We start from the raw sequence: 25282 nt of genomic DNA, 5'->3' as shown, positions 1-25282 counted from the left end.
GCTGATCTTTTCGACTAAAAATCAATTATACAAATTCAATGTAATCGAAGTAATTGGATTAGGCTTAACTTAAATAAATCAACAACTCATAGTCGTGCAACAGCCACTTCAGCCAACGGATAATGGGTCATCAAAAATAGGGCTTTAGCCAAATTCTGCGAGGCTTCAATAAGCCAAGCAGATAGGCTATTCAAACCTTATAAGCGTAAAAGCCCGGTATAGAAACCCCTCCCTGTGCCCTCCCAAAGGAGGAAATCGCACGGGGCCGGGCTTTTTATAATCTTCCGAACAGTATTGGCAACAGCATCAACAAGGGCGGAAAATCAAACATGTATCTTATTACATCGACTTGAATTTCCAACCTGCCTGGCTATCATTATTTCCATTTTTAAACCCATAAGCTTATCTTTAAAACATCAATTCAACTTATGTCTGCAGGGCTTAAAAATTTTATCAATCAATACACCACATTCGAAGCAAATGAGCTGGATGAAATTGTTAGCCGCTTTAAGCCCCGTACGGTAAAAAAAAACGATTTCCTGCTTAGCCAGGGCGCAGTTTGCAAGGATCTTATTTTTGTAGAGGAGGGCTGCCTGCGGTTGTATTACATAACTAATAATATAGAGGTATCGGTTTGGTTTGCATTTAATAACTCATCGGCCATTGATATTTACAGCTTTATAAGCGGAAAGCCTTCCCGCTATTTTCTGCAGGCCATTGAAGACAGTGAAATTTTATACCTGCCCAAAACCGAGCTGAATAAACTATACCAAAGCCATCCAAAAATGCAGGAAATGATCCGGTGCTTTTGGGAGGATGCCATACTAACTCTTCTTGACCGCTTTACCGCCCTGCAAAGGGATTCTGCCGAGCAGCGTTACCTCAATTTGCTAACCCAACCCCCTTATATCCAAAAAATACCTCAAAAATACCTCGCTTCATTTATCGGCGTAACCCCAACATCATTAAGCCGCATCCGGAAAAATATTCGCTAAGTATTTATACTTCCCGGTTTTTTAAGTAACACAGCATGCCCTTACTTTACCTTGCATTTGGTAATTTATGCCAGGTTTTGTTGGCATAAATTGCTTCATTAGCGCCCCTGGTAAAAATATCATCATTGGAATTAAGCGGATGTTGTTCTTCAATCCCCCTGATCATCCCATATGGCGATGCAGTACGGATCAATCGAGATTCTATATGGTCGCCGGTAATCCCATATTCTATAATTTGCACAACCAGGTAATCATCACCATTACGATAAATACCCTGATCGCGCCACTGTGGCGATAGCCATGTTACGCTGATAGCCCAGATAGAACCTGTAAAGAATAATAGTATTGGAAAAAGCATGAAAAGCATTCCCTGCAGCCAGCCTTTGGTGAGCTGCAGCAGCTTAGCGAAACAGGCGCAGATCAAAAAAAACAAGGCCCCCCAGGCCAATTGTCCATTGGCAAGGTTTTGTAAAGTTTCATTCCTGATCTCCATGGAAAATACCACTTCCCAGGGGATAAAACCAAATAGTGTGATAACACCAAGCGCAGGTATAATTTTAAAGGGCCATTTAGCTTTTTGTTTCATAAGTGACAGAACGGGATGCAGGTTATAGATAAGGTTAGGCCAGGATAGCATTTAAAAGGCTATGCTGGTAATATGCGTTAAGACTTATTAAACATCCACCGTAATTACTACAAAGAATACAGGCTTTTTCATGCGACAGTATTTAGGCTTAAATAATTAATAATGTGCAAAATAAAAAATAATTTAAAAGCCATGCGGGCTATTGCAGCACTTTTTTTGTTAGCGTACCAATATCTTTTTCCATGCAAATCCAAATTGCCCGTTTAAATCAGTGCCTTGTATTATTATAGTGTAGCGGGCAGGTTTATCGGCACTATAAAAAGAAACCGCTGCCTTACCTGCACTGTCTGTTACAATATTTGGTTCCCAGTGAATGGTGGAGCGCTGGTCTGTTCCCGTTATGGTACTTTTTGCAGTATATTTTGGGCGATAAAACTGTTTTGGCAGGCTAAAAGGTATGGGTTTATAAATATACATTCCCGGCACTTTTTTCATAAAAGCGCCATTGCCCGAATAGGTGGTTATTTCAAGGTATATGGGTATATATCTGTCCGGAAGCCCGGCTCCTTTCGCCATAAAATAAGGATCATACGCCAGTGCATATTTTGTGGAATACATTATTTCGATGCCTTTTATATCTTCAGCTGTAAGATTTTCCATAAACAGATCTACCGGCAGCAATACTTTACTAATAAATACGCCATCAATAATAAAATTAACCACATGGTTCCTCAACCTGTATACCCAAATACCGCCTTCTGACATTTTATAAAAATTCGGGTATTTTTTCCCCAGCAGTTCATATAACGACAGTTTTTTTGCCTTTTCCATGTCTTTTTCATCAAGCACAAAGTCAGCTCCGCCGGGGCCGTTAAGGTTCTTTGAGCCTTTTATTGCCTTTTTGTCTTTAATAACAACTTCTTTTAACATTGTGCCGCTGCCCAGTATCTTTTCTTCGGCCATCCGTTGTGATAATTTATTGTCGCGATTTTGCAGCAATAAGGTATCGGTATTAATATACCATGGCATCTTCCTTACGAATTGCGCAAAAACCGGCGGCGTAAATTCATCCACCTCCAGTCCCATATTAAAATTACTCCCGCTTTTGCGCTTCGCCTGGATCACAAATAAAGCGGTATCAACAGGAAAGATCTCTTTAAATGAAAACCGGCCATCTTTATCGGTAACCGTATCTTTTACCAGCGTAGGTTTTTTTGATAATAATACAATGCCGGCTTTTGACAAAGGCTTATTAAAAATATTTGTAACCTTTCCGTTTATAGTAAAGGCTGGCTCTGCCGTATATAAGGGTTTTACAGCGGGATTTAGTGGCAGTTTCCAGTTGCATCCCACCCAACCCTGTGTAAGCAATAAATTGTCAAGCTCTTTTTCTTTTTGGGGTGACAGGCTTTCAAAATAATACCCCGGATCTTCAACTGTTCCTTTCAGATCAGCCGTGAACAGCATATTATTAATAATATTACTGCCCAGGCTGTCGGGTTTTACCTGGTTATCGTCGGTAACCGCCATTGAAAAGCTCCCGCGCACCGGCTTTCCATTTTTATCAGTTACCTGTAAACTTAAAGCAATACTGTCATGCGGGGCATAGGTTTGCTGATTGCTATTTACGTTAACCAACAAGTCATCATGCTGGTCAATGTATATCATTCGTTCATTAAGCGGCTGATTTTTGTTATTGAACAAGATAAAACGGGCAATGCCTGTAGGAAATATATTTTGCGGGATCTTTGTAACCGGCATTCCGTTTTCAGGCATAAGATGTGCCGCGTAGCATACTATCCCTCTTGACTCCCCTATAAGATAATAATCAGCAGGTGCAATAGTTTTAGCGGCAACAATCACCTCCAGGGTATCGGTGCCGGTTTTTCTTATCCGGAGGCTTGTGCCCGAGGGATCAACTGGCGGCAACGGATAGTTTTTTGTTGTTCCGCCAGGCAGCGTAAGCCGGGCGGAATAAATTTCGCCTGATTGTGGCATCAACTCAAATGCGCCCATACCCTTACCGGATGAACTGAACGATGCTACTTCCTGGCGTTTGCTGTTATATATTTTGCCATTTACCTGTATACCCCTGCCACCTTCTCCAATAGCCTTAAAACCTATCTTTGCAGCAATCCCGCCTATCATGTACCCGCCTTCGGGCATAAATTGCAGGTCGGTGTTTTCAGGCCGGTTAAGCATAACCGGAATGGTAAGGCTTCGTGTTTCTTCCCCTTTTATAGTTTCCTTAGTTACAATAGAAAGATTTTTAGCCGGTGTATTATTCGGCAGATTAAAATTCAGATCCAGCCTGCCGTCAACCCCGGTAGACATTTTTGTTTTAAACAGGGTACGTTTTCCATTTAAAACCCTTACCTGCAGATCATGCAAACGTACAGGCTGTCTATCCTGGCCCGTAAGCAGGATATTTGCCCGGATATTATTATTTACCTGTTTAAACCCCGCCACAACAAGCGGCGACTGGCTGCCGGTGGCCGCTACATAAATATTTTTCTTAAACACATAATTTTCGCCAAAGTTCCGCATCCAGTTAGTGTAGGCCCTTAAGGTATAACTGCCTTCAGGGATGTCTTTTTCATCAATTGCCATATTGCCCCAACTGAGCCCGTTTATCACCGGTAAAAGCATTCGCTTAATGCAGTTGTTATCAACGTCGTCAAGCTCTGCGTAAAGCAGGCCACTGCGCATGGATGGTATTAGATAATCCGCATCAAGCAGGTAGGCTTTAAGCCAGATGGTATCTCCCTGCACGTAGTTTTCTTTGTCTGTTTGCAGGTATAACTTTTCAACAGGAAGTTGCTTACTGATCCCATTTACCGTGTTCATTAATGATGTTAGCCGTGGATTATTTTGGCCGGATGCACCTGGATTACAGGCAAAGATCAGGGCAATTGGAAAAAGCAGGTAAACTAATTTCATGCTGGTGATTTTTATCAAATAGAGTGGCATCAGGCTTTGGATATTGTAAATATAAAAGGTTTTATTAATCCGTTTCCGATGCCAACCGATACTTCTTAATAAAAGATCTTTTCCATGTCCCATTTCTTAAATCCCATTCGTCATTGGGGGTATAATTCAATAAATAACTAATAAACAAAATGGAACAGAGAATTAATGTTTTCGAAAAAGGTCAAAACGCAATGAAGGCAGTTTATGGTTTAGGGATCTATCTTGCTAAATCGTCTATAGAACAAGCACTTTTAAATTTAATTTATTTCAGGGTATCGCAAATTAATGGCTGTGCTTTTTGTTTGGATATGCACTCAAAAGATCTGCGCGCCAAGGGTGAAACCGAACAAAGGCTTTATGTACTTGGCGCATGGCGCGATACCCCGTTTTACACCGACCGCGAACGTGCCGCACTGGCCTGGGCCGAGGCCGTTACTAAAATAACAGGCGGAAATGTGCCTGATGATGTTTATGACGAAGCAAGCAAACAATTTTCAGAACAGGAATTAATTGATTTAACCATAGCGGTTATAACCATTAACAGTTACAATCGCATTAATATCGCCTTCCGTCCCCTGGTAGGAACTTACAAAGTTGGCGCATTTGAGGTACACGCCTAAATAAATAATGTGGCCTGCTGCCCGGGCAACAGGCCACATTATTTATTCAATAACTCCCCGCCGGTATTTGATAACTCGATTGCCTTGTGTATAATCCATACATTCAATAACCATTAAAATAAAACAAAATGAAAGAGTTCATGCTATTATTCCGTCAACCAAAATGACTATAAGGGGTATTAAAATATCTTCTTTTGTCTATTTGTTATCTACACTAAGCTTTATTTTACTATAAATAAGCCTGCTCTGTTTTTTTATATCTTTTATTCTCCTCAGCTTTAATTTTCAAAGTTGTAATATCCGTTGTAAAAATCAAAAGACCGCCGGCCTCTCCCGTTGATTTGTACCACGGCTTTACATCCCATCGCATCCAGGCATATGAACCGTCTACTTTTTCTATAAATTCTTCGTCCAAATGGGTGTCATTTTCATTTAAACAGTTCATAAGTATTTTTCTATATTTTATTTCCGAGCCAGGTGAAATAACAAAAAAACTTTTCCCCTTTAAATCATGGCAATCTACTTTAAAAACGGAGTACCACATTTGCGAAACAGCCATATATATAAAGTCATTATCAATCATAGCCGATGCGGTAGGGAGCTGTTCAATAAACTTTTTGTATTGCTCATTATTATCATTTAAAATTTGACCGGCTCTATTTTGATGACCTATATTTTTTGTATGTTTTTCCTTTAAATACTTTTTATAACGGGAAGAAAAATTTGAAGGGTTTGAAAAATTAAACTTTATTGCCATCTGGCCCTTGTTGGCTATTTTGCGGGTAATATAATCATGTGCCACTTCCATCTGTAAATTCCGGTAGTAATTAAAAATGGTTGTGTTGTGTGCTTTTTTAAATGCTGTTTTAAGTTTAGATTCAGAAATAAAGTGCTTTTTTGACAGCTTTTCAATGCCCGGAAATCCTGTTAAAACACATGATCGCAGTGTTTGCACAACGGCATCTATAATAAAATCAGTTGAAGATATAACGTACGTTTTTTCCTTTTCAATCCCCCGCGAATCCGCTTTTTCTGGTGAAGCAATTAGCTGCCTGACATCAAAACTGTATATAAAAAAACCAATTACAGCCCCATTTTCAATATCCGGAACATAAATTGTTTTTGCCTTTTTTATCTCGCCCGAAGAAATTACTACCAGGCATTCAAACTCCTGTGTCTTTCCCTGCAGTGCCTTGTCAATATAATTACGGCTATTCTTAAACAGGAAAGGCCCCAACAACTCCCACAAAAACAATTTATTGATGATTTGATCGGGAGCCTTTCCAAACCAATGTAAATGTGCGTTATTAGCATAACGGCAAAAAAGGTCAACGTCACAGTAACCTATAACGGATTGATCATCGTCAGTCACGCCACGGTTTAAAGCAAAAACAGCAATCTTCTCTTTGAGAGGCATTAGAGTATGATTTTATAAAATGCCAATATTAAAATATTGTACTAATATTAATTAAATATCAAATCATTTATCACTCAATTAACAATAGAAAGATAAAACATTAAAGAGGCAAGTTTCACCCTGTTGAAGGTCAAAATATACCTGTAAAGGGTACGGGTTCGTGAAATATTATGCGCTTTATAATACTTAATTAAACATATAGCCTCTAATTTATTAACACGAGGGTCTTTTTGGTGCGCCTGGTCCCGGTAATAAATTATTTTACTTGTCCAATCCCACTATGCCCGGTTCTTATAGTGATGTAAACAAAAAAGTGCGAAGCTAAAGTCTCCCTCCTCGGGCTACCGTGTACCCACAATTTTTAAGAACACGTGAATGGCAATGAGCCGTAGGCTCTACCGCTTTGTAGAAAAATAACGATTAAGATTTTTGCCTCATAGAGGCTACCCAGCCGTCAGATTTGTAACAATCGTACCCGTATCGTACCGGAAATGGTGGTAAAGGGAAGCCGCCTACGGGGCAAAATATCTTTCTTTCCAATAGCTACAAAGAGGTAGACCCTATGGGTCAAGAAAAATATGCCTGACAAAAAGATGTGGGTACACGGTAGGGTTAGCGGGAGAGCTAAACATTTTTACTCCTAATCCGTTTTTGTTAGATTAATCAAAATAGTTTGTCATGAATTTTAAAAGGAAAATCTTCGTAAAAATAGTTTTTACGATATTTTTTTCATTTTCCGTGCCTTTTGTTGATCAGCTCGTTGTTTTGGTAGCAGAAAATGCGGGTAAAGTAAAATAAGGATATCATTGATGGATTTCATATCTGCTCAATCCATCGAAAATTACTTGCCCCAATCCTTAAACGGATGAACCGATAAGCTGGAGTTGGCGTAACGCCTGTCATCCGTTACTTCATTTGCTACCCAGGCTGGTTTTTCAAATTTTTCGTTCTCGTCCTTAAGCTCTATTTCGGCCACTATCAGGCCCTCGTTATCCCCCAAAAACTCATCTACTTCCCAGGTAAAGCCAGCAAAGGGGACGGGGTAACGTATTTTTTCAGTGCCGTTTTCGGTGAACGACTTTAATAGTTCTTCACCGTCTGGCATCGGGATCTCATACTCAAATTCTTTCCGACTGATATTACCGGTTCCGCCACCTTTTATAGTAAGGTAACTATGTTTATCTGTAACCCGCACCCGCACAACCCGGTTCTTGTCATTTAAAATATAACCCTGCCTGTAATGATTGCCGTCCGGCTTATCCAGCTTATGCCAGGCATCATGATTAACCAAAAATTTTCTTTCAATTTCTACGCCCATAACTTTTATTAACTTAGTTGTTCAACCGGCAATTCAACAACTGTTGTTGCCTGGTTAAAAAAATCTTTTGTAAGTGCCGTAATATCTCTCTTTAGTTTTGTTCCCTGTTTCTTTAAGTTGGTCACCATTGTTTTATCTCCCGAATACAGTTCTATTGCCAGCACATTATCGTGCCAGTCGCCAATAGCAGTTTGTACCTGGTGCAGGTAATCTTCATTAAACCCAATAGCCAGCACTGTGTGGACCAGCTTATGATTGTAAATTAAAATTTTAACCTGTTTGCGGCAGTCATGAAGCGCCTCATTAAATTTAAGGTTTGCCAAAGTACCTGATATTTGCTTCAGCAGGTTTTGATAAAACAGGCTGGTGTGCACATTACTAATTGACCCTATCTTTCCTTTAATTATTGCATGTGCATCCTTTATTTTTTCAAGATGTTTAACCTTCATTGATTTAAACCTGGTGGTGGCATCTGTCTGCAGCTGATGCTGACTGCTCATAAAATCATTGCTGGCTGGCTGGTGCGCCTTTGCCAATTGCTGGTTCACATAGGCATTCCGGATTTCGCCGGCCTCTTTAAAGATCTTTTTCACGGGTTTAAAGTGCTGAGCCAAATTGGGGTGATGATCCGTACTGTCTGATAATATGATAAAGGCACGTAGTTTTTTAACCTGCACCCTGAAATGATGCAGATCTTCCTGCGCTTCTTTCTTAAAAAAGGTACTGAGGCTGCTTTTCATTGCCTTCCACTCTTTATCAAAATATTTCTTTTCCTCCCTTTTTTTCATGCCGGATGTATGAAATAGCGACATTGGCTATTAGTATTAGAACACGAATGTTTAAGTTACGATTTTATTATATAGAAATGTTTATTTTCAACAACAGGCCTATGAAAAGCCGGTTATTAAATTACAATAAAAAGGCGCTATGGTTTTTGGGAATATAGGTGACGCAAAAAACCGCTCACTATTTGAAAACGGTTTATTTTTTGTCGGGATGAGAAGTTCTTGCGCTTTGATCTCTTTGAGATATTATAAAACTTTTAAGTGTAGAGCTTAATCCCGGGGATAAATTTAAAATCTTTCAAATTATAGGTAAATAATTCTATATTATAAACAATACTCATTGCTCCAATAATTGCATCCGGAATTTGCAAATTATGCGATAATTTAAACTTGTTAATTAGCCAGATTGCATTTCTTGAAACCTCTTCATTATAATGCAAAATGTTATATTGAGTTATCTTTTTTTGCATTTCAGCCATCTCTTTTTTATACTGCATTCCCCGGTACAATTCCATTACAGAAATTGAAGGAATTAGCACATTTTCGCTGCCAATTATTTCTAATTCTTCAACCGTTTGCTGAATATTCCGAAATAGTGAAATGAAGATATTGGTATCGCAAAGTACAAAACTCAAACCCTATCCCCCCAGGCTTTCTTTCGTAATTCTTCTAAAGTAATATTCTTCCCCTGCCAAATCCCGGCAAGAGCTTTAACATCCGGATGTTTAGCAAAAGTTATAGGTAAGGTTGCGGCTTTTTCTTCATCTTTTGATGCCACCTTGCCAACGGGGCCTTCAATAGTAATGTCGAATAGCTTAGTTAAATTCTGTAAAGCCTTCAATGCTTTTGCGCTTTTATATTTTATAGTTATTTCTGGCATAACGTTTTAATATATACAAATATAAAAACTATTCCGCAATTAGTTCCGGGCAATCATATTATTAATAAAGTCACAATCGTTATACAAACTGCTTTCTTTTAACACCCGATTGCACAAATCCAACCATTTTCCAGTGATTTGAGAAAATAGCGGCATTAACAATATAATTATCTTTAATTAGTAAATAATATTGATCCTGCCCGGATCTTCATTAACACTTATCAATTATGTGTACTTTAAAAGCAATGTCACGTATAGCCTTTGTATTTATTTGCATTTTTCATGGCAATATATTCGCTCAGAATAATAACAGGCAAGCGGTAAATGATGTATTAGATCCTTCGCAGACGGTGCATTTAAAAGGATATTTAGCTGATAAATTAAGTGATTGTTTAAATAACCGCATCCTTGTACAGGATGCAGACCGGCTTATTGAACCATTTAAACCTGCAAACAGGACTGAAACCAGGCAGTGGCAAAGTGAATTTTGGGGTAAATGGTTTATGTCTGCAGTGCTTGCTTATAAATACTACCCGGATGCCCGGTTGAAAAAAGTGCTTGATCATGCCGTTTCGGGCTTGCTGGCTACCCAAACGCCCGACGGCTATATTGGTAATTATGCTGCCGACCACCGTTTGGAACAGTGGGATATTTGGGGAAGGAAATACTGCATGCTGGGATTATTGGCTTACTACGATATAACTAAAGACAAAAAGAGCCTTACCGGTGCAACCCGTATTGCCGACAACCTGCTAAGTGATCTCCATAAAAAAGACGGCATAATTGTAACTAAGGGTAATTTCAGGGGGATGGCGGCATCATCGGTATTGGAACCTGTCTGCCTGCTTTATAAATATACCGGGAGTAGAAAATACCTGGATTTTGCGCTGGAAATTGTACGGCAATGGGAAACTCCCGAAGGGCCGCACTTAATAAGTAAAGCAAGTGTAAACGTTGGCGCACGTTTTCCAAAACCTAAAAATTGGTACAGTCCGGAACAAGGTCAAAAGGCCTATGAAATGATGTCATGCTATGAAGGCCTGATCGAGCTTTACCGGCTTACGGGAAATGAATCTTATAAAAAGGCAGCGGAAGAAACATGGAAAAACATCCGCGACACAGAGATCAACATTGTAGGTTCGGGCGCCTCGGCCGAGATGTGGTTTGGAGGAAAAGCAATTCAAACTAACCCGATTGTTCATTACCAGGAAACTTGTGTTACTGTAACATGGCTTAAGTTTACGGAGCAACTGCTGCGCCTTACCGGGGAGGCTAAGTATGCAGATGAAGCTGAAAGAACCTATTACAATGCTTTATTGGCTTCCATGAGCGGGCACGGTACATCGTGGGCAAAATATACACCCTTAAACGGGCAGCGGTTACCGGGAAGCCAACAATGCGAAATGGGCCTGAACTGCTGTGAAGCCAACGGGCCAAGAGGTCTCTTTAATATCCCGATGCACATGGTTATGGAAAGAAAAGAAGGCTTACAGGTTAACTATTTTGCCGATGGAACTTTTAAGCTTAAAAGTCCGCAAGGTAATAATGTTACGCTAACCCAGCACACAGGTTACCCTAAAACGGGAATTATAGACATGGACATCGACTTTCAAAAACCTGAGGATCTGGCAATTAAGATCCGGATCCCAGGATGGAGCAAAAACACAAAGCTGAGCGTAAATGGTATAGCTGTTAATAATGTGCAACCGGGGCAATATGCCACAATAAAGCGCACCTGGAAAACCGGGGATAAGATCTCACTTGAGCTTGACATGAGGGGCCGGGTAATTGAAACCGGGATAAGTAACCGCAGCATAGCAATTATGAGAGGCCCAATTGTTTTGGCCCGCGACGCAAGGTTTGAAGGTGCCGGGATAGAGGCTGTACTAAAACCTGTAACTGATAGCAACAGCCATATTGAGCTTTCTGAAATTTCAAATAATACGGCGGATGATGTTTATATGCTCTTTAAAGCAAAGTTTATTCCCGAATCATATACCGAAAATGCCAAAGGCCCGGTAAGCATAACCCTTTGCGATTATGCCTCTGCGGGAAACGGACATGAAAGTTCTTTTTATAAAGTGTGGACGGCGCAGTTGTTTAACCCGGGGGCAAATTAACTAAGAAACAAAAAGATAATCCTTTAATTTTCCCGTACAACAATGATATTAAACCATTCCTTTAAAAAAATCCTTCCAGCTATTTTATTACTGATGCTGTCTGCCGTGTTTTCAAACGGCCAGGATAAAGCAATTACCGTAACAATCGACCTTTTAAAAACCCATCAAACTATAAGTAACTTCGGGGCATCCGATGCCTGGTCGTGCCAGTTCATAGGGAACTGGCCTGATGAAAAAAGAAATAAAATTGCCGACCTGCTTTTTAGCGGCGATACGCTCGCCACCGGGGCACCCAAAGGGATCGCTTTATCCTTATGGCGGTTCAATATTGGCGCAGGCAGCACACAACAAGACCGGCAAAGCGGCATAAAGGACGAATGGCGCCGGGCCGAATCATTTTTAAATAATGACGGCAGCTATAACTGGCAAAAGCAAGCCGGGCAAATATGGTTTTTAAAGGCTGCCAAACAACGCGGCGTAACACAGTTTTTGGGTTTTAATAATAGTCCGCCGGTGCAGTTTACCGTAAATGGCAAGGCTTATGCCAGCGGTGGCAAAATAAATATCACTCCTGATAAATACAATGCATTTGCCGGCTACCTGGCCAATGTAATAAAAGGCGTTGAGCGGATAAGTAAGGTTGCGTTCAATTATGTAAGCCCGGTTAATGAGCCGCAATGGGATTGGAGCGATGGCGGACAGGAAGGCTGCCCCTATACCAATAACGAAATTGCAGGCTTGGTAAAAAGCATTAATACGGCGTTTGTTAAAGATCATATCAAAACTCAAATATTGGTAGCTGAGGCCGGAAGCATTAATTACCTGTTCTCCGAAAGTGACAAACCGAATAAGGGCAACCAGGTTAATGATTTTTTCAAAACCGGCTCACCCAACTATATTGGCGACCTGCAAAATGTAAGCAAAACAATTGCGGCGCACAGCTATTTTACCACCTCGCCGATTGTTGCTGCTATAAAAACGCGTAATGCGCTTGCCGATAGCATCGCTACTATCCCGGGTTTGTCGTTCTGGCAATCGGAATATTGTATTTTAGGGGATAATGCAGGCGAGATAAATGGCGATAAACGCGACCTTGGTATCAACGCCGCCTTGTATCTGGCAAAGGTTATCCATACAGATCTTACTACTGCAAATGCCTCGGCCTGGCAATGGTGGACAGCAATATCTGCCTATGATTATAAAGACGGACTCATTTATGTTGATAAAAATAAAACCGATGGTAACTACTACGCCAGCAAAATGCTTTGGGCATTGGGTAATTACAGCCGCTTTGTAAGGCCCGACGCCATAAGGATTGATGCGGATGCCGCCGGTGGACAGGATTTAAAAAGCCCGCTCCTTGTTTCGGCATTTAAAAACGGTAAAAACCTTTCTACTGTCATTATAAATAACAATGTTAATGATGCACTTATAAATTTAAACATCAGCAACGGAAAGGTTGGGTTTATACGTGCCTATACCACCTCGCAAACTGCAGAACTGGAACCCGGAAAAATTACTGCTGTTAAAAATTCAATATTGATACCAGCCCGCTCGATAACTACGTTAACGGGGATAATTGAACAATAGGTCAGCTGTGAAAAATAAAGATCACCATTGCCTGTACGGATAATAGTCCTGTTGAGTAATGACCCGGAGGATCTACCCATTTGTAGAAAAATATAACAACAAAATTTAATGCCTCATAGAGGCTACCTTTAATCCGCAAGACCTTTAGATGGGCGAAGGGTAGACTCTACGAGTCAAAAAGAATAAATCTTATGTTTCTACAAATGGGTAGATCCTCTGGGTCATTGTTGATTTTATAAGAGATTTCAACTAAGTGCGGCCCCCAAAACATAAATTGATAGTCAAAAATAAAAAGGGATGTGTACACACAGGAGTCGTCGGGATGAGAAGATTGGGATCTGCGGCTTTCACTTTCCCAAATGTGGTGCGCTAAGGATGGTATAGCTAACTTTGTGCCGGAATAAATGACTTCACCTGGCTATTGTGTATCTAATTGTAAGTCAATAGCTTTAAATAAATTCCCACTAACCGGCATCGCCATGAAACCTATTTCAATTATCGCATTCCTAATGTTTGCTTTTATTGCTCAATCAAATGCAAGTACCCTTATCCAGGATTCTGTTTCGATAGTGCAGGCGGCAAAAAAAGATGCCCGTCATTTCAAATACAATAAAGCAGACAAGAAATTGGTTAAAAAGAACCTTAATAATCCTAATTCGGATTATTTTAAGCCGACAAGCACTTTTGCAACTCAACAATCTCTCCTGAGTGATTCTTTATACGTTAAATCGTTTAAATACTATGCCCTGGAAAAAATTAAAGCCAGAAGAAGTCTCAAAGTTGTATTAATTGTTACAGGTTGTTTTGCAGGAGTTATGATAGTTATTGATATACTTTATGAATGGCTTGTCCTACAATGAGTTTACACAAAAAGTAAACGAATGAAAGAGACAATTCAGGAAGAGCGGATGCATTATTAAAGAGAATTTAAGCGTTCGGTAATCAAGGAGTATCCCGTTTGTAGAAAACCGCAATATTCCTGTTTGGGCTCCATCGGAGCCTCCTTTTAATGCATTTGCCCTGGGTGATCTGCGGCAGGGCTTCGGGCAATGTCATTAATTTAGGCCATTAAGCGCCGCTTTGGAATGCGGTGTTCTATCAATATTCTTTCCAATAAAAAAAGGCTGTAAAGTATCAACCTTACAGCCCTTAAAATGTCTTACAACTTTTATATCTGATCAGGCAACCATCAGCTGGTTAACCAGTGCACTCATATCGGTACGGTTACCATTTAACTTTGAGAGCAGGTTACTTAAGCCAAAATCTATATTTTTTGCATCTTTTGATTCTTTAACCAACTCGGCCATAACAGGAGTTATTAAGGAATTGGCAGTACGCATAGCCGAATCCGGCTCAATACCATAAAAGTTATTGAGCTTGTTGGCAAATTTGTTTATTATGCTTGATACTAATGCATTATTGTAAATACCCGAAAATTGAAAAAATTTGACCAACTCTTTTATCTTACCTGTTTCCAGCTGGTTTTTTAAAACCTCGATAATAGAACTTGAAGCTTCGTTAATTACCGCTTCATGATATTTAACAGGAATTGCAGGGTTGTCTATAACAGCCGTCCCGGCGTTATTTTTGACAAGTATAAACAGTTTTTCAAACATTGGATTATATGAGTTAAGCAGATTAATAATTTGATAAAAAAACTCTATTTATTTAGTACCTAAGCAAATATATCAAATATTTGTTTTGAATCTCCAAACAATATTCAAAAATTGTTGAAAATATGACAATTCTCTTATTGTAAAACAAACACTATGTAAGGTGTGTTTAAATAACACTATATGTCATACTTTTAGGTTGAAATAACACTTCGATGTCATACTTTTAGGTTTTAATACTGGTCAAAGTGTTAACTTATTACATTTGTTTTAAAAATCATCAATTATGCTGCCAAATACCGATTTTACTACCACTCAGTCATACAAATACCTGGCTGACCACTACATTGATATTGTATCAAAAAGCTTAAAAGAACTATTTGAAGTTGATAATCAACGTTTTAATAAATTTTCGCTTCAGTTTGAAGACATTTTACTTGATTATTCAAAAAACCGAGTTGATGAGCAAACTGTAGCTTTGTTGATGCAGCTGGCGCGGGAGTGTTCAGTAAATAAGGCAATTGAAGCCATGTTTAGCGGCGAGATAATTAACGCAACCGAAGGCAGGCCGGTGTTGCACATTGCCTTGCGTAACCGCAGTAACACACCTATTTATGTTGATGGGAAAGATGTAATGCCTGATGTAAACCGCGTGCTTGAGCATATGAAAACTTTTAGCGAAGCAATCATTTCAGGCACATGGAAAGGTTATACCGGCAAAACCATAACAGATGTGGTAAATATTGGGATAGGCGGATCAGATTTGGGGCCGGTAATGGTTACCGAAGCATTAAAGGCTTATAAAAATCACCTCAACATGCATTTTGTCAGCAATGTGGATGGAACGCATATAGTTGAAACGTTAAAGGGATTAAACCCTGAAACTACATTATTCCTGATAGCATCAAAAACCTTTACCACGCAGGAAACTATGGGCAATGCCCACAGCGCCCGCGATTGGTTTATTGCCGGCGGTGGTAAAGACGCTGACGTGGCTAAACATTTTGCGGCACTTTCTACAAACAGCGAGGGTGTTGCTAAATTCGGCATCGATACCAAAAACATGTTTGAATTTTGGGATTGGGTTGGCGGTCGTTACTCTTTATGGAGTGCCATTGGTTTGTCTATTGCATTAAGCATAGGCTATGATAATTTCATTGAGCTTTTAGATGGCGCCCACGCCATGGATAATCATTTTAAATCTGCTGAACTTGAGCAAAACCTGCCTGTGGCATTAGCGCTTGTTGGAATTTGGTATAATAACTTTTTTGAGGCTGAAACTAATGCCATTTTACCTTACGACCAGTACATGCACCGCTTTGCCGCATATTTTCAGCAGGGCGATATGGAAAGTAACGGTAAACATGTGGATCGTAATGGCAAACCGGTTGATTACCAAACAGGCCCTATCATATGGGGTGAGCCGGGCACAAATGGCCAGCATGCTTTTTATCAGCTGATCCACCAGGGAACAAAACTGATCCCCTGCGATTTCATCGCACCGGCACAATCACATAACCCGCTTGGTGAACATCATAACATGCTGTTATCAAACTTCTTTGCACAAACAGAGGCCTTGATGAATGGCAAAACCCGCGAGGTAGTTGTTGACGAGTTGAAGAAAGCTGGCAAAACTGATGCGGAAATTGAAAAGATTGCACCGTTTAAAGAGTTTGAAGGTAACCGCCCTACCAATTCAATATTGCTTAAAAAAATAACCCCGCGCAGTTTAGGTTCGTTAATAGCAATGTATGAGCATAAGATTTTTGTACAGGGAATTATATGGAACATTTACAGCTTTGACCAGTGGGGAGTTGAGTTGGGCAAACAACTGGCCGGCAAAATATTACCTGAGCTAAAAGATAATAACGATGTAAATACACACGATTCATCAACCAATGGGCTGATCAATCAATATAAAGCATGGCGATAGGGTTTTGTTAAAGCCAAGGGCAAAGAGTTGAATTTCAAGGGGGTGTTTACACCCCTTTTTTGTTTAACTCTTCGGAGAGAAATGCGCCCTGGCCCAATTAACCGATTGTTGAGCCAAGTCATTTTAATCCCCAATAAAAAAACTATATTTGCAGCCCAAAGAAAAACTTTCGGGATGTAGCGTAGCCCGGTATCGCGCCACATTTGGGATGTGGAGGCCGCAGGTTCGAATCCTGCCATCCCGACGCAACAGGCAAAGCCGTCTCTAAATCAATTTAGGGGCGGTTTTTTGTTTTTCGATATTTTGTGAAAAATATAAATGTCTGTAAATCAGCATTAATTTGGTTCGAATCTGCAATGGCTGGTTTGGCAATAATGGCACCGGCATATATCCGTTGCTAATACTTAGCTAAAAACCAATTCTCGCTATCAATTCCCAGGCATTCCTGACATAGTGACAATGCAATGATTTCAGTGTCAGAAAGCTTGGTGGGCTTACGTGGATAAAAATGGAGATTCCCATCCTGGTTCATATCTTGTTTGAGCGCGGAGTTGGTAATTTGAAGCATTTTGTGGAAATTTACCATTAAGTCATGCATGTGTTCAATAGCGTTTATGTGAGAATTTACACTATTAAGATACTGATTTTCAGTGAGATGCATGGCTTTTTTCTTCATGTTTTTGAAATTTACCCCCTCAAAATCTAATCGCTAAACACGTTATAAATAATATAATTTAAACGCCGACGGTAAAACCTTGGTTAAAACGAAATCAATGATGAAAAAATTACTGAGTTTATTTGTTGTTTTACTTTTAGTGAAAAGTGCAATTGCACAACCGGCAGCGGATACGGGTATAACCTTTACCTGGAGCAAACCGATGAGCGCTGAAGCTAAGGGACTGAAAGCTGAGTTACAGAAAATGGATTTTAAAACCAGTCAAATAAAGGACTTCGAAACAAAAAATTTTAACCAGGCCGCTGCGCCCTTGCCCCCAAAATATACAGAAGAATTTAATGTGGATTCGGCTGTTGTAACAGGGCGCAATGTGTACACGGTCTCGCCAAAAAATAAAACATCCGGCAAATACATCCTGTACCTTCACGGCGGCGGGTACATGTATGGTATTGGCAGCTATCATTGGGATTTGATTGGTGAACTGCTGAGAAGAACAAATGCAACAGTTATCTTTCCCGACTATCCGCTTACGCCGGCACATACCGCTGAAGAGGGCTTTGTGCAGATAGATCAGGTGTATAAAAACTTACTTTCAAAGGTTCCGCCTGATAGCGTTGTGATTATGGGTGATAGTGCTGGTGGCGGGTTTGCCCTTGCTCTTGCCGAGCAGATGAAAAAAGAAGGTGTGCCTCAACCGTCGCAGTTGATATTGCTTTCCCCCTGGCTCGATGCAACGATGACTAATCCCGGCATTAAATCACTCGAGAAAAAAGACGTCATGGTGGCGGTAACCTTCCTGAAAATGATTGGTAAGGCCTGGGCCGGGAAGTTGAGCACGACGAATTATCTGGTAAGCCCCATTTATGGAAATTTGAATGGCCTGGCGAAGGTTAGTGTTTTTACTGGAGGACAGGAAATTTTGTTAGCAGATTGCCGCAAATTTAAAAGTATGATGAACAGGAAAGGAATACCAGTAAATTATTTTTATTACCAGGAAATGTTTCATGATTGGGCCCTTGCGTCTTTTTTGCCTGAGTCCAGGATGGTTTTAGATCAAGTAAGTTCATTGATTGGCAATAACACTAAAACACGATGATCAATACCCGCTACGGTAAGGAACGCCGCGTGGAGATAACAGGTCAGATATATTTTATAGTCGCGAATTTTAATCAATTATCTTCTATCCTCTGCAAACAAATGCATATTATTGAATGACACATAGGTATCTCCCTGCTAATGAACAGCTATTAACCAATTTTAATTTTTATGAAGAAATTATCAGCCTTTCTTTTTCTTAGTCTTTTTTTAAATCAGTTTACCTGGTCACAAAAAATGGATACGGCAATGGCTAAGAAGGTTTTGTCGGGATTTTTCCCCAATATCCCTGGTAAAGAACCGGCGGGGAAAGATTTTTATTAACTTTTCTAGCCATTTCCTTTTGGTTGCACAAAAAATATTATTTATAAAGAAAGCCCTCCAGCCGCGAATAATATCGCCAGAAAACAACCTGCTTGAAAAGCTTAACTTTTTATTTGAATATCGTTATCAAAAAAGCAAAATTCAACCGACCTTTATATTGATTTTTGAGTTAAATTTACTTAACTAAATATTCGCTTATGATCAACATTACTGTCAACGGGCAACACCACGAGGTAGATGCTGACCCGAACATGCCGCTGCTGTGGGTTCTCCGGGACATTTTGGGCTTAACCGGCACTAAATATGGATGCGGAGCCGCGCAATGCGGAGCGTGTACTGTTCACTTGAACGGCGAAGCTGTGCGTTCCTGCGTCACTCAAATAAGCCGGGCGGCCGGCCAAAAGATTGTGACCATCGAGGGGTTATCCACTAATAATAATCATCCCTTACAACTAGCCTGGAACGAAATGAATGTTCCGCAATGTGGCTATTGCCAATCCGGACAACTCATGTCTGCTGCAGTGTTGTTACGCGAGAATCCGAGCCCAACCGATCAGGATATTGACGATGCGATGTCAGGCAATATCTGTCGCTGTGGTACGTATCAGCGCATCCGTGCTGCGATCCACAAAGCAGCAACAATGCAGACGGGAGGAGCCAAAATATGAGAAAACTGATCGTCATAAGTGCCATAGCATTAATAGCAGGCATTATCACATTGTCATTCCGGCCGGCACCGGTAAAGACGAATAAATATGCAACCTTGCCTAAGGATAGCGTTGGCTCAGCCAAAGCGTTTATGGCCGTTTACAGGGTTTTGAAGAGTTCCCGCTGTATGAACTGCCACCCGTCCGGTGATGCACCATTGCAAGGAGACGATAGCCATATTCACACGATGAATGTTAAGCGGGGTATTGACGGTAAGGGCCTTTATTCCGTGCGCTGCAGCAATTGTCACCAGGCAGAGAATGTGGCGGGCTTACATATGCCGCCTGGAAATCCTAAATGGGGATTGCCGCCTGCCGATATGCGCATGGTATTCCAGGGCCGTACACCGCGCCAATTAGCATTGCAATTGCTGGATCCTAAACAGAACGGCGGACGGACGAAGGCACAGCTGATTGACCACATGGCCAATGATGACCTAGTTGGCTGGGCCTGGCACCCCGGCGATGGCCGTACTTTACCACCAATGACCAGGCAGGCTTTTGCCGCACAAGTACGTTTATGGATAGCTAAAGGTGCTTATGCCCCTTCAGCTAAGGCAAAATAAAGAATTTAAAAGATTAGATTAGTCATTATGGAAACTAACGCAATATCAAGAAGGAATTTTCTCCGGGTATCCAGTGTTGCCGGAACCGCGCTTTGCTTAGGCTTTTATTTTCCTGCAAACGCAAAAAAAGAGCAACTGGGCTCAGCAGCAATGGCAGAACAACCAGGTTTTGAATTTAATGCCTGGATGCGTATTGACACGGATGGAAAAGTTACCTTGACCGATCATCGTGCAGAAATGGGACAGGGCTCTTATCAGTCGGTGCCCCAGATCATTGCCGAAGAGCTGGAAGTTAACCTTAAAGATATCAATGTAATATTTGCCATAGGTGATCCGGTTAAATACGGGAGCCAGATCACCGGCGGTAGTTCCACCATTAGGGGATCTTATAAAAAACTGCTGAAATTAAGTGCAACCGCGCGTGAAATGCTCATCACAGCGGCAGCAAACAAATGGAATGTTCCGGCAAGCGAGTGCTACGCCGAGTCAGGGCACGTTATCCATAAGCCTTCCGGCAAAAAATTTAATTACGGTGAATTGGTGACGGACGCATCAAAGCTTTCACCGCCGAAAGAGGTTAAGCTCAAAAATATTTCAGAGTATAAGCTGATCCGCAAACCGCTTCAAAGGCTCGATACGCCTATGAAAACCAATGGCGGGGCCATCTTCGGTTTGGATAAAAAACTGCCCGGAATGTTATATGCGGCGGTTGAACGTAATCCGAGACTGCGAGGAAAAGTAAAAAGCTTTGATGATTCCGCGGCACGGAAGGTTCCTGGTGTTAAGCAGGTATTTAAGATCCAAATGATGGTTTTTAATACTACCCGCGATGGCGTAGTGGTTATTGCCGATTCAACCTGGGCAGCCATGCAGGGCAGAAAAGCCTTACGTGTTGAATGGGATGACAGCGGTTTTGACCATGTGAATACCGCCGATATTTATAAAGCCCACGAGGAATTGCTTAAAAAGGAAGAAGGGCTTTCGTTCAAAAAGCAAGGTGATCCGGATAATATCTTAGCGCAGGCTGCCAAAAAGATCGACGTGGTCTATCAAACCCCATATCAGTCGCATGCGGCTATGGAACCATTGAATTGCGTGGCGCATTACCAACCCGACAAAATTGAGATTTGGGGACCGATACAGGCCCCCGATTGGGTGCTTGGTGATATTAGTACTAAATTCAAGATGCCCAAAGAAAAAGTGATCGTCAATATGACCTTTTTAGGCGGGGGATTCGGACGAAAAGCGTTCCTGGATTATCCTTACGAAGCTGTTGCGATATCAAAAGAAATTGGCGCACCAGTTCAGGTCGTTTGGACGCGGGAAGATGATATCAGGCAAGGGCCCTATCGTGCCGGCATCTCCTACAGGGGGCAGGGATCGCTTGAAAATGGCGAGATCAGTGCTTTGAAATTTAAAATGGCCGGGCAAAATATAGATCACTGGAACGGACCAGCGCGGGATAAGGCAAATGGCAGCACTTCGGAAGGTTTTCTAAAGCCCTATTACGACAGCATCAAAAATATCAGTTTTGCCGATGTTCCTTACGAAATGCCTTTACCCAATATGTGGTGGCGCTCAGTTTATGCTTCCACCAATGGTTTTGCGTATGAGAGCTTTATGAACGAAATGGCTGTTTTAGCCGGACAGGATCAGCTTGACTTTCGGAGAAAATATTTGAAAGACGAGCGCTGCCAGCACCTGATCGATAAAATGGAAGAGGTGTCAGGCTGGAAATCCAGGAAAAAGAACGAAGGATATGGCGTTGCGATCACTGAGTGTTTTGAAACTACTGTGGGACAAGTGGTGAAGGTTTCCAGGCGTCCAGACGGAAAAGTTAAGATCGACAAGGTTTGGGCAGTGATGGACTGCGGCTGGTATGTTAATCCCGATATTATCAAAGCGCAAGTGGAAGGTTCGGTCGTTATGGCCCTGGGCGCAGCCACCATACACGAAATCACTTTTAAAAACGGCTTGGTGGAACAAAATAATTTTTACGACTACCTGATGCCGCGCATGAGTGATGCGCCCCTTGTTGAAGTACATATTATGGAAAATACATCTGATGCAGGTGGCGTGGGAGAACCGGGCCTGCCACCATTCGCGCCGGCACTAACGGATGCCATTTATGATTTGACAGGGAAGCGGATCAGGAAACTGCCTTTCAATATGAATACCATTTAAGTAAATCAAATGGGTTCATTTTGTGATTAAGTTGGTTAACGCCGGGTTGCCAATAGTCGACCGTCCAGGACGACCATGTCAACTTACGAATAAGTTAAAAGTTCAGCATGGAAGTAAAATGCTAATAATCAACTCGTTAATTTCTTTAAGTCCCGCAAAAAAATGCTTCGGAAATTGTCCTGCCATCGAAGGGACCATCAGAAGAGGTTGTATCAAAAGACTTAAATCTAAAAAATACTCAAAATAATATTTGGTCTCTGTGATCTCCGCGCCTTCTTTGTGATCTCTGCGGCAAAAATCATTAACCACAAAGTACATAAAGGAGACACAGAGAGGCACGGAGTTTTTTATTTCCCCAAATTTAATTTTGTTCGGTCCTTTGTGATTTTACTTTTGATACAACCACTTTTGGTTTTTATAATGATTTTGTACAAATGTATAAATGTTTGTAATCACCAAAATGATGCTTCGAATGCTGACATCTTACTTATTAAAGCTGACCGGATAAGCCGCTCCCTGCTATATCTTATCTAAACCCTATTAACTTGCAGCTATTTGGATGAATTAAGCCATAATTAATAGTTTATTAATGAGCTATCGTTAATATCGCTTCAAATAATTAAACCTATAAATACCCGCCTGTTAAAAGGAAATAATTGTAACCAAATGAATAATAAATTTTTAAATGCCTTATTCGCCTTATTGACAGGCGTGTTGCTACACGTAACGGCCAACGCACAAGTAAAAAAGAAGGAATTTAATATTGTTCCCTTTTTGAATGCTTTTAATGTAAGTTGGAACACGCCCGGGCCAACTTCAATGCAATCCATGCCAACCGGCAATGGCGATATCGGCCTCAACGTATGGGTTGAACCCAACGGCGATCTTTGCTTTTTTATAGGGAAAACCGATGCCTGGGGGGCAGCCGCGGCTACAGAAAAAAACAGCTGGATAAAAGATGGCGGCGTGTTAATGAAACTGGGAAAAGTGCGGGTGTCCGTAAGCCCAAATCCGATGGCACAGCAGGGAAGCCCTTTCCGGCAAATACTAAAACTGCATAACAGCGAGATCCTGGTTAAGGAAGGCACCGGTGCCGATGCTGTTCAATTGAGGGTTTGGGTGGATGCAAACCACCCGGTTATAAGGGTCGAATCAAAAAGTGTAAAGCCGGTTTCAGTAAAAGTTACGCTGGATAACTGGCGGGTTGGCGGGGGTGATACCATTTTACCGAAACAAGCCAATAAAATTACCTGGTATCATCAAAATCCGGATTATGCCGACCAACACCTGCACGGCATTGTTTTTGGCGGAATTATTAAGGGAAAAGGGCTGGTGACCAGGGATGATACTACCCTGGAAACAACTAAAGCTGTTAATGATCTGTTAGTCTCGGTTTATCCTTTAACTACAAAGAACCTGACCTCCGACCAATGGTCCGCCAAGTTGAATGGCGAAATTACCGGAATAGACGCCCTGCCGCTTGAACAGCAACGGCTGGCCCATCAGCAATGGTGGAGTAAATTCTGGCTCCGGAGCTGGATCTTTGTAAATGGTGACGATGTTGCTAAAACAACTACACAAGGATATCTCCTGCAACGCTATATTACTGCCTGCGCGGGCAGGGGAGCTTATCCTATTAAATTTAACGGCTCCATTTTCGTAGTGGACAACCCGCAATTTAAGGCGAACGAAAGAGCTCCGGCAATAGCGATAGATGCGGATTACCGCGAATGGGGTGGGCAATATTGGTTGCAAAATACCCGCCCAATGTATTGGCCGCGCCTTATGGCAGGTGATTTTGACGAAATGCTGCCCCTGTTTAAAATGTACCTTGATATGTTACCGGGTAATAAAGCGCAGGTAGAGAGGTATTACCATCACGGTGGCTGCTATTTTCAGGAAACGTCGCCTTTTTGGGGTGGCTTGCCTTACATGGGGCCGGAGGTGGAGGAAAACTGGACCGGCCACTACTTTACCCCGATACTGGAGTTAAGCATGATGATGCTGGATTACTATGAGTATACCGGCGACAAAAAATTTGCCAGGGAAACGCTTTTGCCAATAGCATCAGCAGGCGTGGAATTTTTTGACAAGCATTTTGGCCGGGATGCCGGGGGGAAATTATTGCTTGATCCCGACAATTCCATTGAAATGTTCTGGAAAGTGCATAATCCAGCGCCCGATATTGCCGGCTTACATGCAGTTGTGGCCCGGTTAATGACCCTGCCGCCCGATTTAACCGATGAAAAATCGCGGGAAAACTGGAAAAGGTTCTACGGTGAACTTCCCGATCTGCCGGTAGGTGAGAAAGATGGCAAACAGGTATTGTTGCCGTATACCGGTCCCCAAACTGTTAAGGGGCGAAACCTGGAAAATCCGGAATTATACGCGGTTTATCCGTTCAGGTTATACGGACTTGGCAAGCCCGACCTGCAATTAGCGATCAATACTTTTAATGCGCGCGGATTTAAAGACAAGGGTTGCTGGGTACAGGACCCGATACAGGCTGCCATGCTTGGCTTGACGGATGTTGCCAGGACTTATGTAACTTTCAATTTGGCCCGTAAGGAACCTACCCTTAAGTTCCCGGCATTTTGGGCAACCGGACATGATTATGCGCCGGATGAAGACAATGGCGGTAATGGCGAGAACGGCTTGCAGGAAATGCTAATGCAGATAGACGGTAAAAAAATCATCCTGCTGCCGGCCTGGCCGAAAGAGTGGGGCAATACAGAGTTTAAACTGAACGCGCCTTATAATACCACAGTTCAGGGTAGGATAGTGAATGGCAAGCTCACGGATTTGGTAGTTACACCTGTGTCACGAAAGACTGATGTGGTCGATTTGTCAAAACAATCAAAGTAAACAAGTTTTAATCGTTAACCCTGCGGTTGGAATTATTA

General features: G+C 41.5%; 21 protein-coding genes and 1 tRNA gene. 13 read left to right on the top strand and 9 right to left on the bottom strand.

What is annotated here, in order from left to right:
- Positions 1-428 precede the first annotated feature (428 nt).
- On the top strand, positions 429-995 hold the full coding sequence (locus tag JWQ54_RS11030) for a Crp/Fnr family transcriptional regulator (protein WP_299584451.1): 567 nt from the start codon (positions 429-431) through the stop codon (positions 993-995).
- Positions 996-1041: 46 nt separating this feature from the next.
- Here JWQ54_RS11030 and JWQ54_RS11025 read toward each other — a convergent pair whose 3' ends face one another.
- The gene (locus JWQ54_RS11025; protein ID WP_299584449.1) at positions 1042-1581 is read right to left on the bottom strand and encodes a hypothetical protein; all 540 of its coding nucleotides are present in this window, start codon (positions 1579-1581) and stop codon (positions 1042-1044) included.
- Between the two features lie 219 nt (positions 1582-1800).
- Entirely contained in the window at positions 1801-4521 is a 2721-nt protein-coding gene (locus tag JWQ54_RS11020; RefSeq protein ID WP_299584447.1) for a hypothetical protein, read from the bottom strand.
- Positions 4522-4700: 179 nt separating this feature from the next.
- On the opposite strand from JWQ54_RS11020, the gene JWQ54_RS11015 reads away from it, so the two are divergent.
- Entirely contained in the window at positions 4701-5171 is a 471-nt protein-coding gene (locus JWQ54_RS11015) for a carboxymuconolactone decarboxylase family protein (RefSeq protein WP_299584445.1), read from the top strand.
- A 229-nt stretch (positions 5172-5400) separates the two neighbouring features.
- Here the strand turns inward: JWQ54_RS11015 and JWQ54_RS11010 are convergent, their stop codons facing one another.
- From JWQ54_RS11010 to JWQ54_RS10990, 5 genes are all read right to left on the bottom strand, one after another.
- Positions 5401-6588: a PAS domain-containing protein gene (locus JWQ54_RS11010; RefSeq protein ID WP_299584443.1), complete on the bottom strand. Its 1188-nt coding sequence runs from the start codon at positions 6586-6588 to the stop codon at positions 5401-5403.
- Between the two features lie 841 nt (positions 6589-7429).
- Positions 7430-7906: a CYTH domain-containing protein gene (locus tag JWQ54_RS11005; RefSeq protein WP_299584441.1), complete on the bottom strand. Its 477-nt coding sequence runs from the start codon at positions 7904-7906 to the stop codon at positions 7430-7432.
- An 8-nt stretch (positions 7907-7914) separates the two neighbouring features.
- Positions 7915-8718 (bottom strand): CHAD domain-containing protein, encoded by an 804-nt coding sequence (locus JWQ54_RS11000; protein WP_299584439.1) that lies wholly within the window; start codon positions 8716-8718, stop codon positions 7915-7917.
- 230 nt (positions 8719-8948) lie between these two features.
- The gene (locus JWQ54_RS10995) at positions 8949-9326 is read right to left on the bottom strand and encodes a type II toxin-antitoxin system VapC family toxin (protein ID WP_299584437.1); all 378 of its coding nucleotides are present in this window, start codon (positions 9324-9326) and stop codon (positions 8949-8951) included.
- Positions 9323-9571 (bottom strand): hypothetical protein, encoded by a 249-nt coding sequence (locus JWQ54_RS10990; RefSeq protein ID WP_299584435.1) that lies wholly within the window; start codon positions 9569-9571, stop codon positions 9323-9325. Before JWQ54_RS10990 ends, JWQ54_RS10995 begins: the two co-directional genes overlap by 4 nt.
- Positions 9572-9798: 227 nt before the next feature.
- Between JWQ54_RS10990 and JWQ54_RS10985 the strand changes: the two genes are divergently transcribed.
- The 3 genes from JWQ54_RS10985 (at position 9799) to JWQ54_RS10975 (ending at position 14141) form a co-directional block, all read left to right on the top strand.
- Positions 9799-11691, top strand: a complete 1893-nt coding sequence (locus tag JWQ54_RS10985; protein WP_299584433.1) for a beta-L-arabinofuranosidase domain-containing protein — start codon at positions 9799-9801, stop codon at positions 11689-11691.
- Positions 11692-11733: 42 nt separating this feature from the next.
- Positions 11734-13281, top strand: coding sequence for a glycoside hydrolase (locus tag JWQ54_RS10980; protein WP_299584431.1), 1548 nt, complete (start codon positions 11734-11736; stop codon positions 13279-13281).
- A 479-nt stretch (positions 13282-13760) separates the two neighbouring features.
- Complete coding sequence (locus JWQ54_RS10975; protein ID WP_299584429.1) at positions 13761-14141, top strand: hypothetical protein; 381 nt, start codon at positions 13761-13763, stop codon at positions 14139-14141.
- A gap of 318 nt (positions 14142-14459) precedes the next feature.
- On the opposite strand, the gene JWQ54_RS10970 is transcribed toward JWQ54_RS10975, so the two are convergent.
- Positions 14460-14897 (bottom strand): hypothetical protein, encoded by a 438-nt coding sequence (locus tag JWQ54_RS10970; RefSeq protein WP_299584427.1) that lies wholly within the window; start codon positions 14895-14897, stop codon positions 14460-14462.
- Positions 14898-15180: 283 nt separating this feature from the next.
- Here JWQ54_RS10970 and pgi point away from each other — a divergent pair, with 283 nt between their 5' ends.
- Together pgi and JWQ54_RS10960 are read left to right on the top strand one after the other, a co-directional pair.
- The gene (gene pgi / locus JWQ54_RS10965) at positions 15181-16827 is read left to right on the top strand and encodes a glucose-6-phosphate isomerase (protein WP_299584425.1); all 1647 of its coding nucleotides are present in this window, start codon (positions 15181-15183) and stop codon (positions 16825-16827) included.
- Between the two features lie 170 nt (positions 16828-16997).
- A tRNA-Pro gene (locus JWQ54_RS10960) sits at positions 16998-17071 on the top strand.
- 153 nt (positions 17072-17224) lie between these two features.
- Here JWQ54_RS10960 and JWQ54_RS10955 read toward each other — a convergent pair.
- A complete protein-coding gene (locus JWQ54_RS10955; protein ID WP_299584423.1) occupies positions 17225-17503 on the bottom strand; it encodes a hypothetical protein in 279 nt (92 codons plus the stop codon).
- A 97-nt stretch (positions 17504-17600) separates the two neighbouring features.
- Here JWQ54_RS10955 and JWQ54_RS10950 point away from each other — a divergent pair, with 97 nt between their 5' ends.
- The 6 genes from JWQ54_RS10950 to JWQ54_RS10925 all read left to right on the top strand — a co-directional run bounded on the left by JWQ54_RS10950 (position 17601) and on the right by JWQ54_RS10925 (position 25244).
- Positions 17601-18599, top strand: a complete 999-nt coding sequence (locus JWQ54_RS10950) for an alpha/beta hydrolase (protein WP_299584421.1) — start codon at positions 17601-17603, stop codon at positions 18597-18599.
- Between the two features lie 170 nt (positions 18600-18769).
- Positions 18770-18922: a hypothetical protein gene (locus JWQ54_RS10945; RefSeq protein ID WP_299584418.1), complete on the top strand. Its 153-nt coding sequence runs from the start codon at positions 18770-18772 to the stop codon at positions 18920-18922.
- Positions 18923-19119: 197 nt separating this feature from the next.
- Entirely contained in the window at positions 19120-19590 is a 471-nt protein-coding gene (locus JWQ54_RS10940) for a (2Fe-2S)-binding protein (RefSeq protein WP_299584415.1), read from the top strand.
- Positions 19587-20195: a hypothetical protein gene (locus JWQ54_RS10935; protein ID WP_299584412.1), complete on the top strand. Its 609-nt coding sequence runs from the start codon at positions 19587-19589 to the stop codon at positions 20193-20195. The genes JWQ54_RS10940 and JWQ54_RS10935 overlap by 4 nt, the downstream gene beginning before the upstream one ends.
- Positions 20196-20222: 27 nt before the next feature.
- Positions 20223-22379: a molybdopterin cofactor-binding domain-containing protein gene (locus tag JWQ54_RS10930; protein ID WP_299584409.1), complete on the top strand. Its 2157-nt coding sequence runs from the start codon at positions 20223-20225 to the stop codon at positions 22377-22379.
- A 666-nt stretch (positions 22380-23045) separates the two neighbouring features.
- Complete coding sequence (locus tag JWQ54_RS10925; protein WP_299584406.1) at positions 23046-25244, top strand: DUF5703 domain-containing protein; 2199 nt, start codon at positions 23046-23048, stop codon at positions 25242-25244.
- The last annotated feature ends 38 nt before the right edge of the window (positions 25245-25282 follow it).

Source organism: Mucilaginibacter sp. (assembly GCF_028288225.1).
Classification (GTDB): domain Bacteria; phylum Bacteroidota; class Bacteroidia; order Sphingobacteriales; family Sphingobacteriaceae; genus Mucilaginibacter.
Note: the sequence above shows the minus strand (reverse complement) of the source record. Positions and strands in the feature narration are given on the sequence as shown.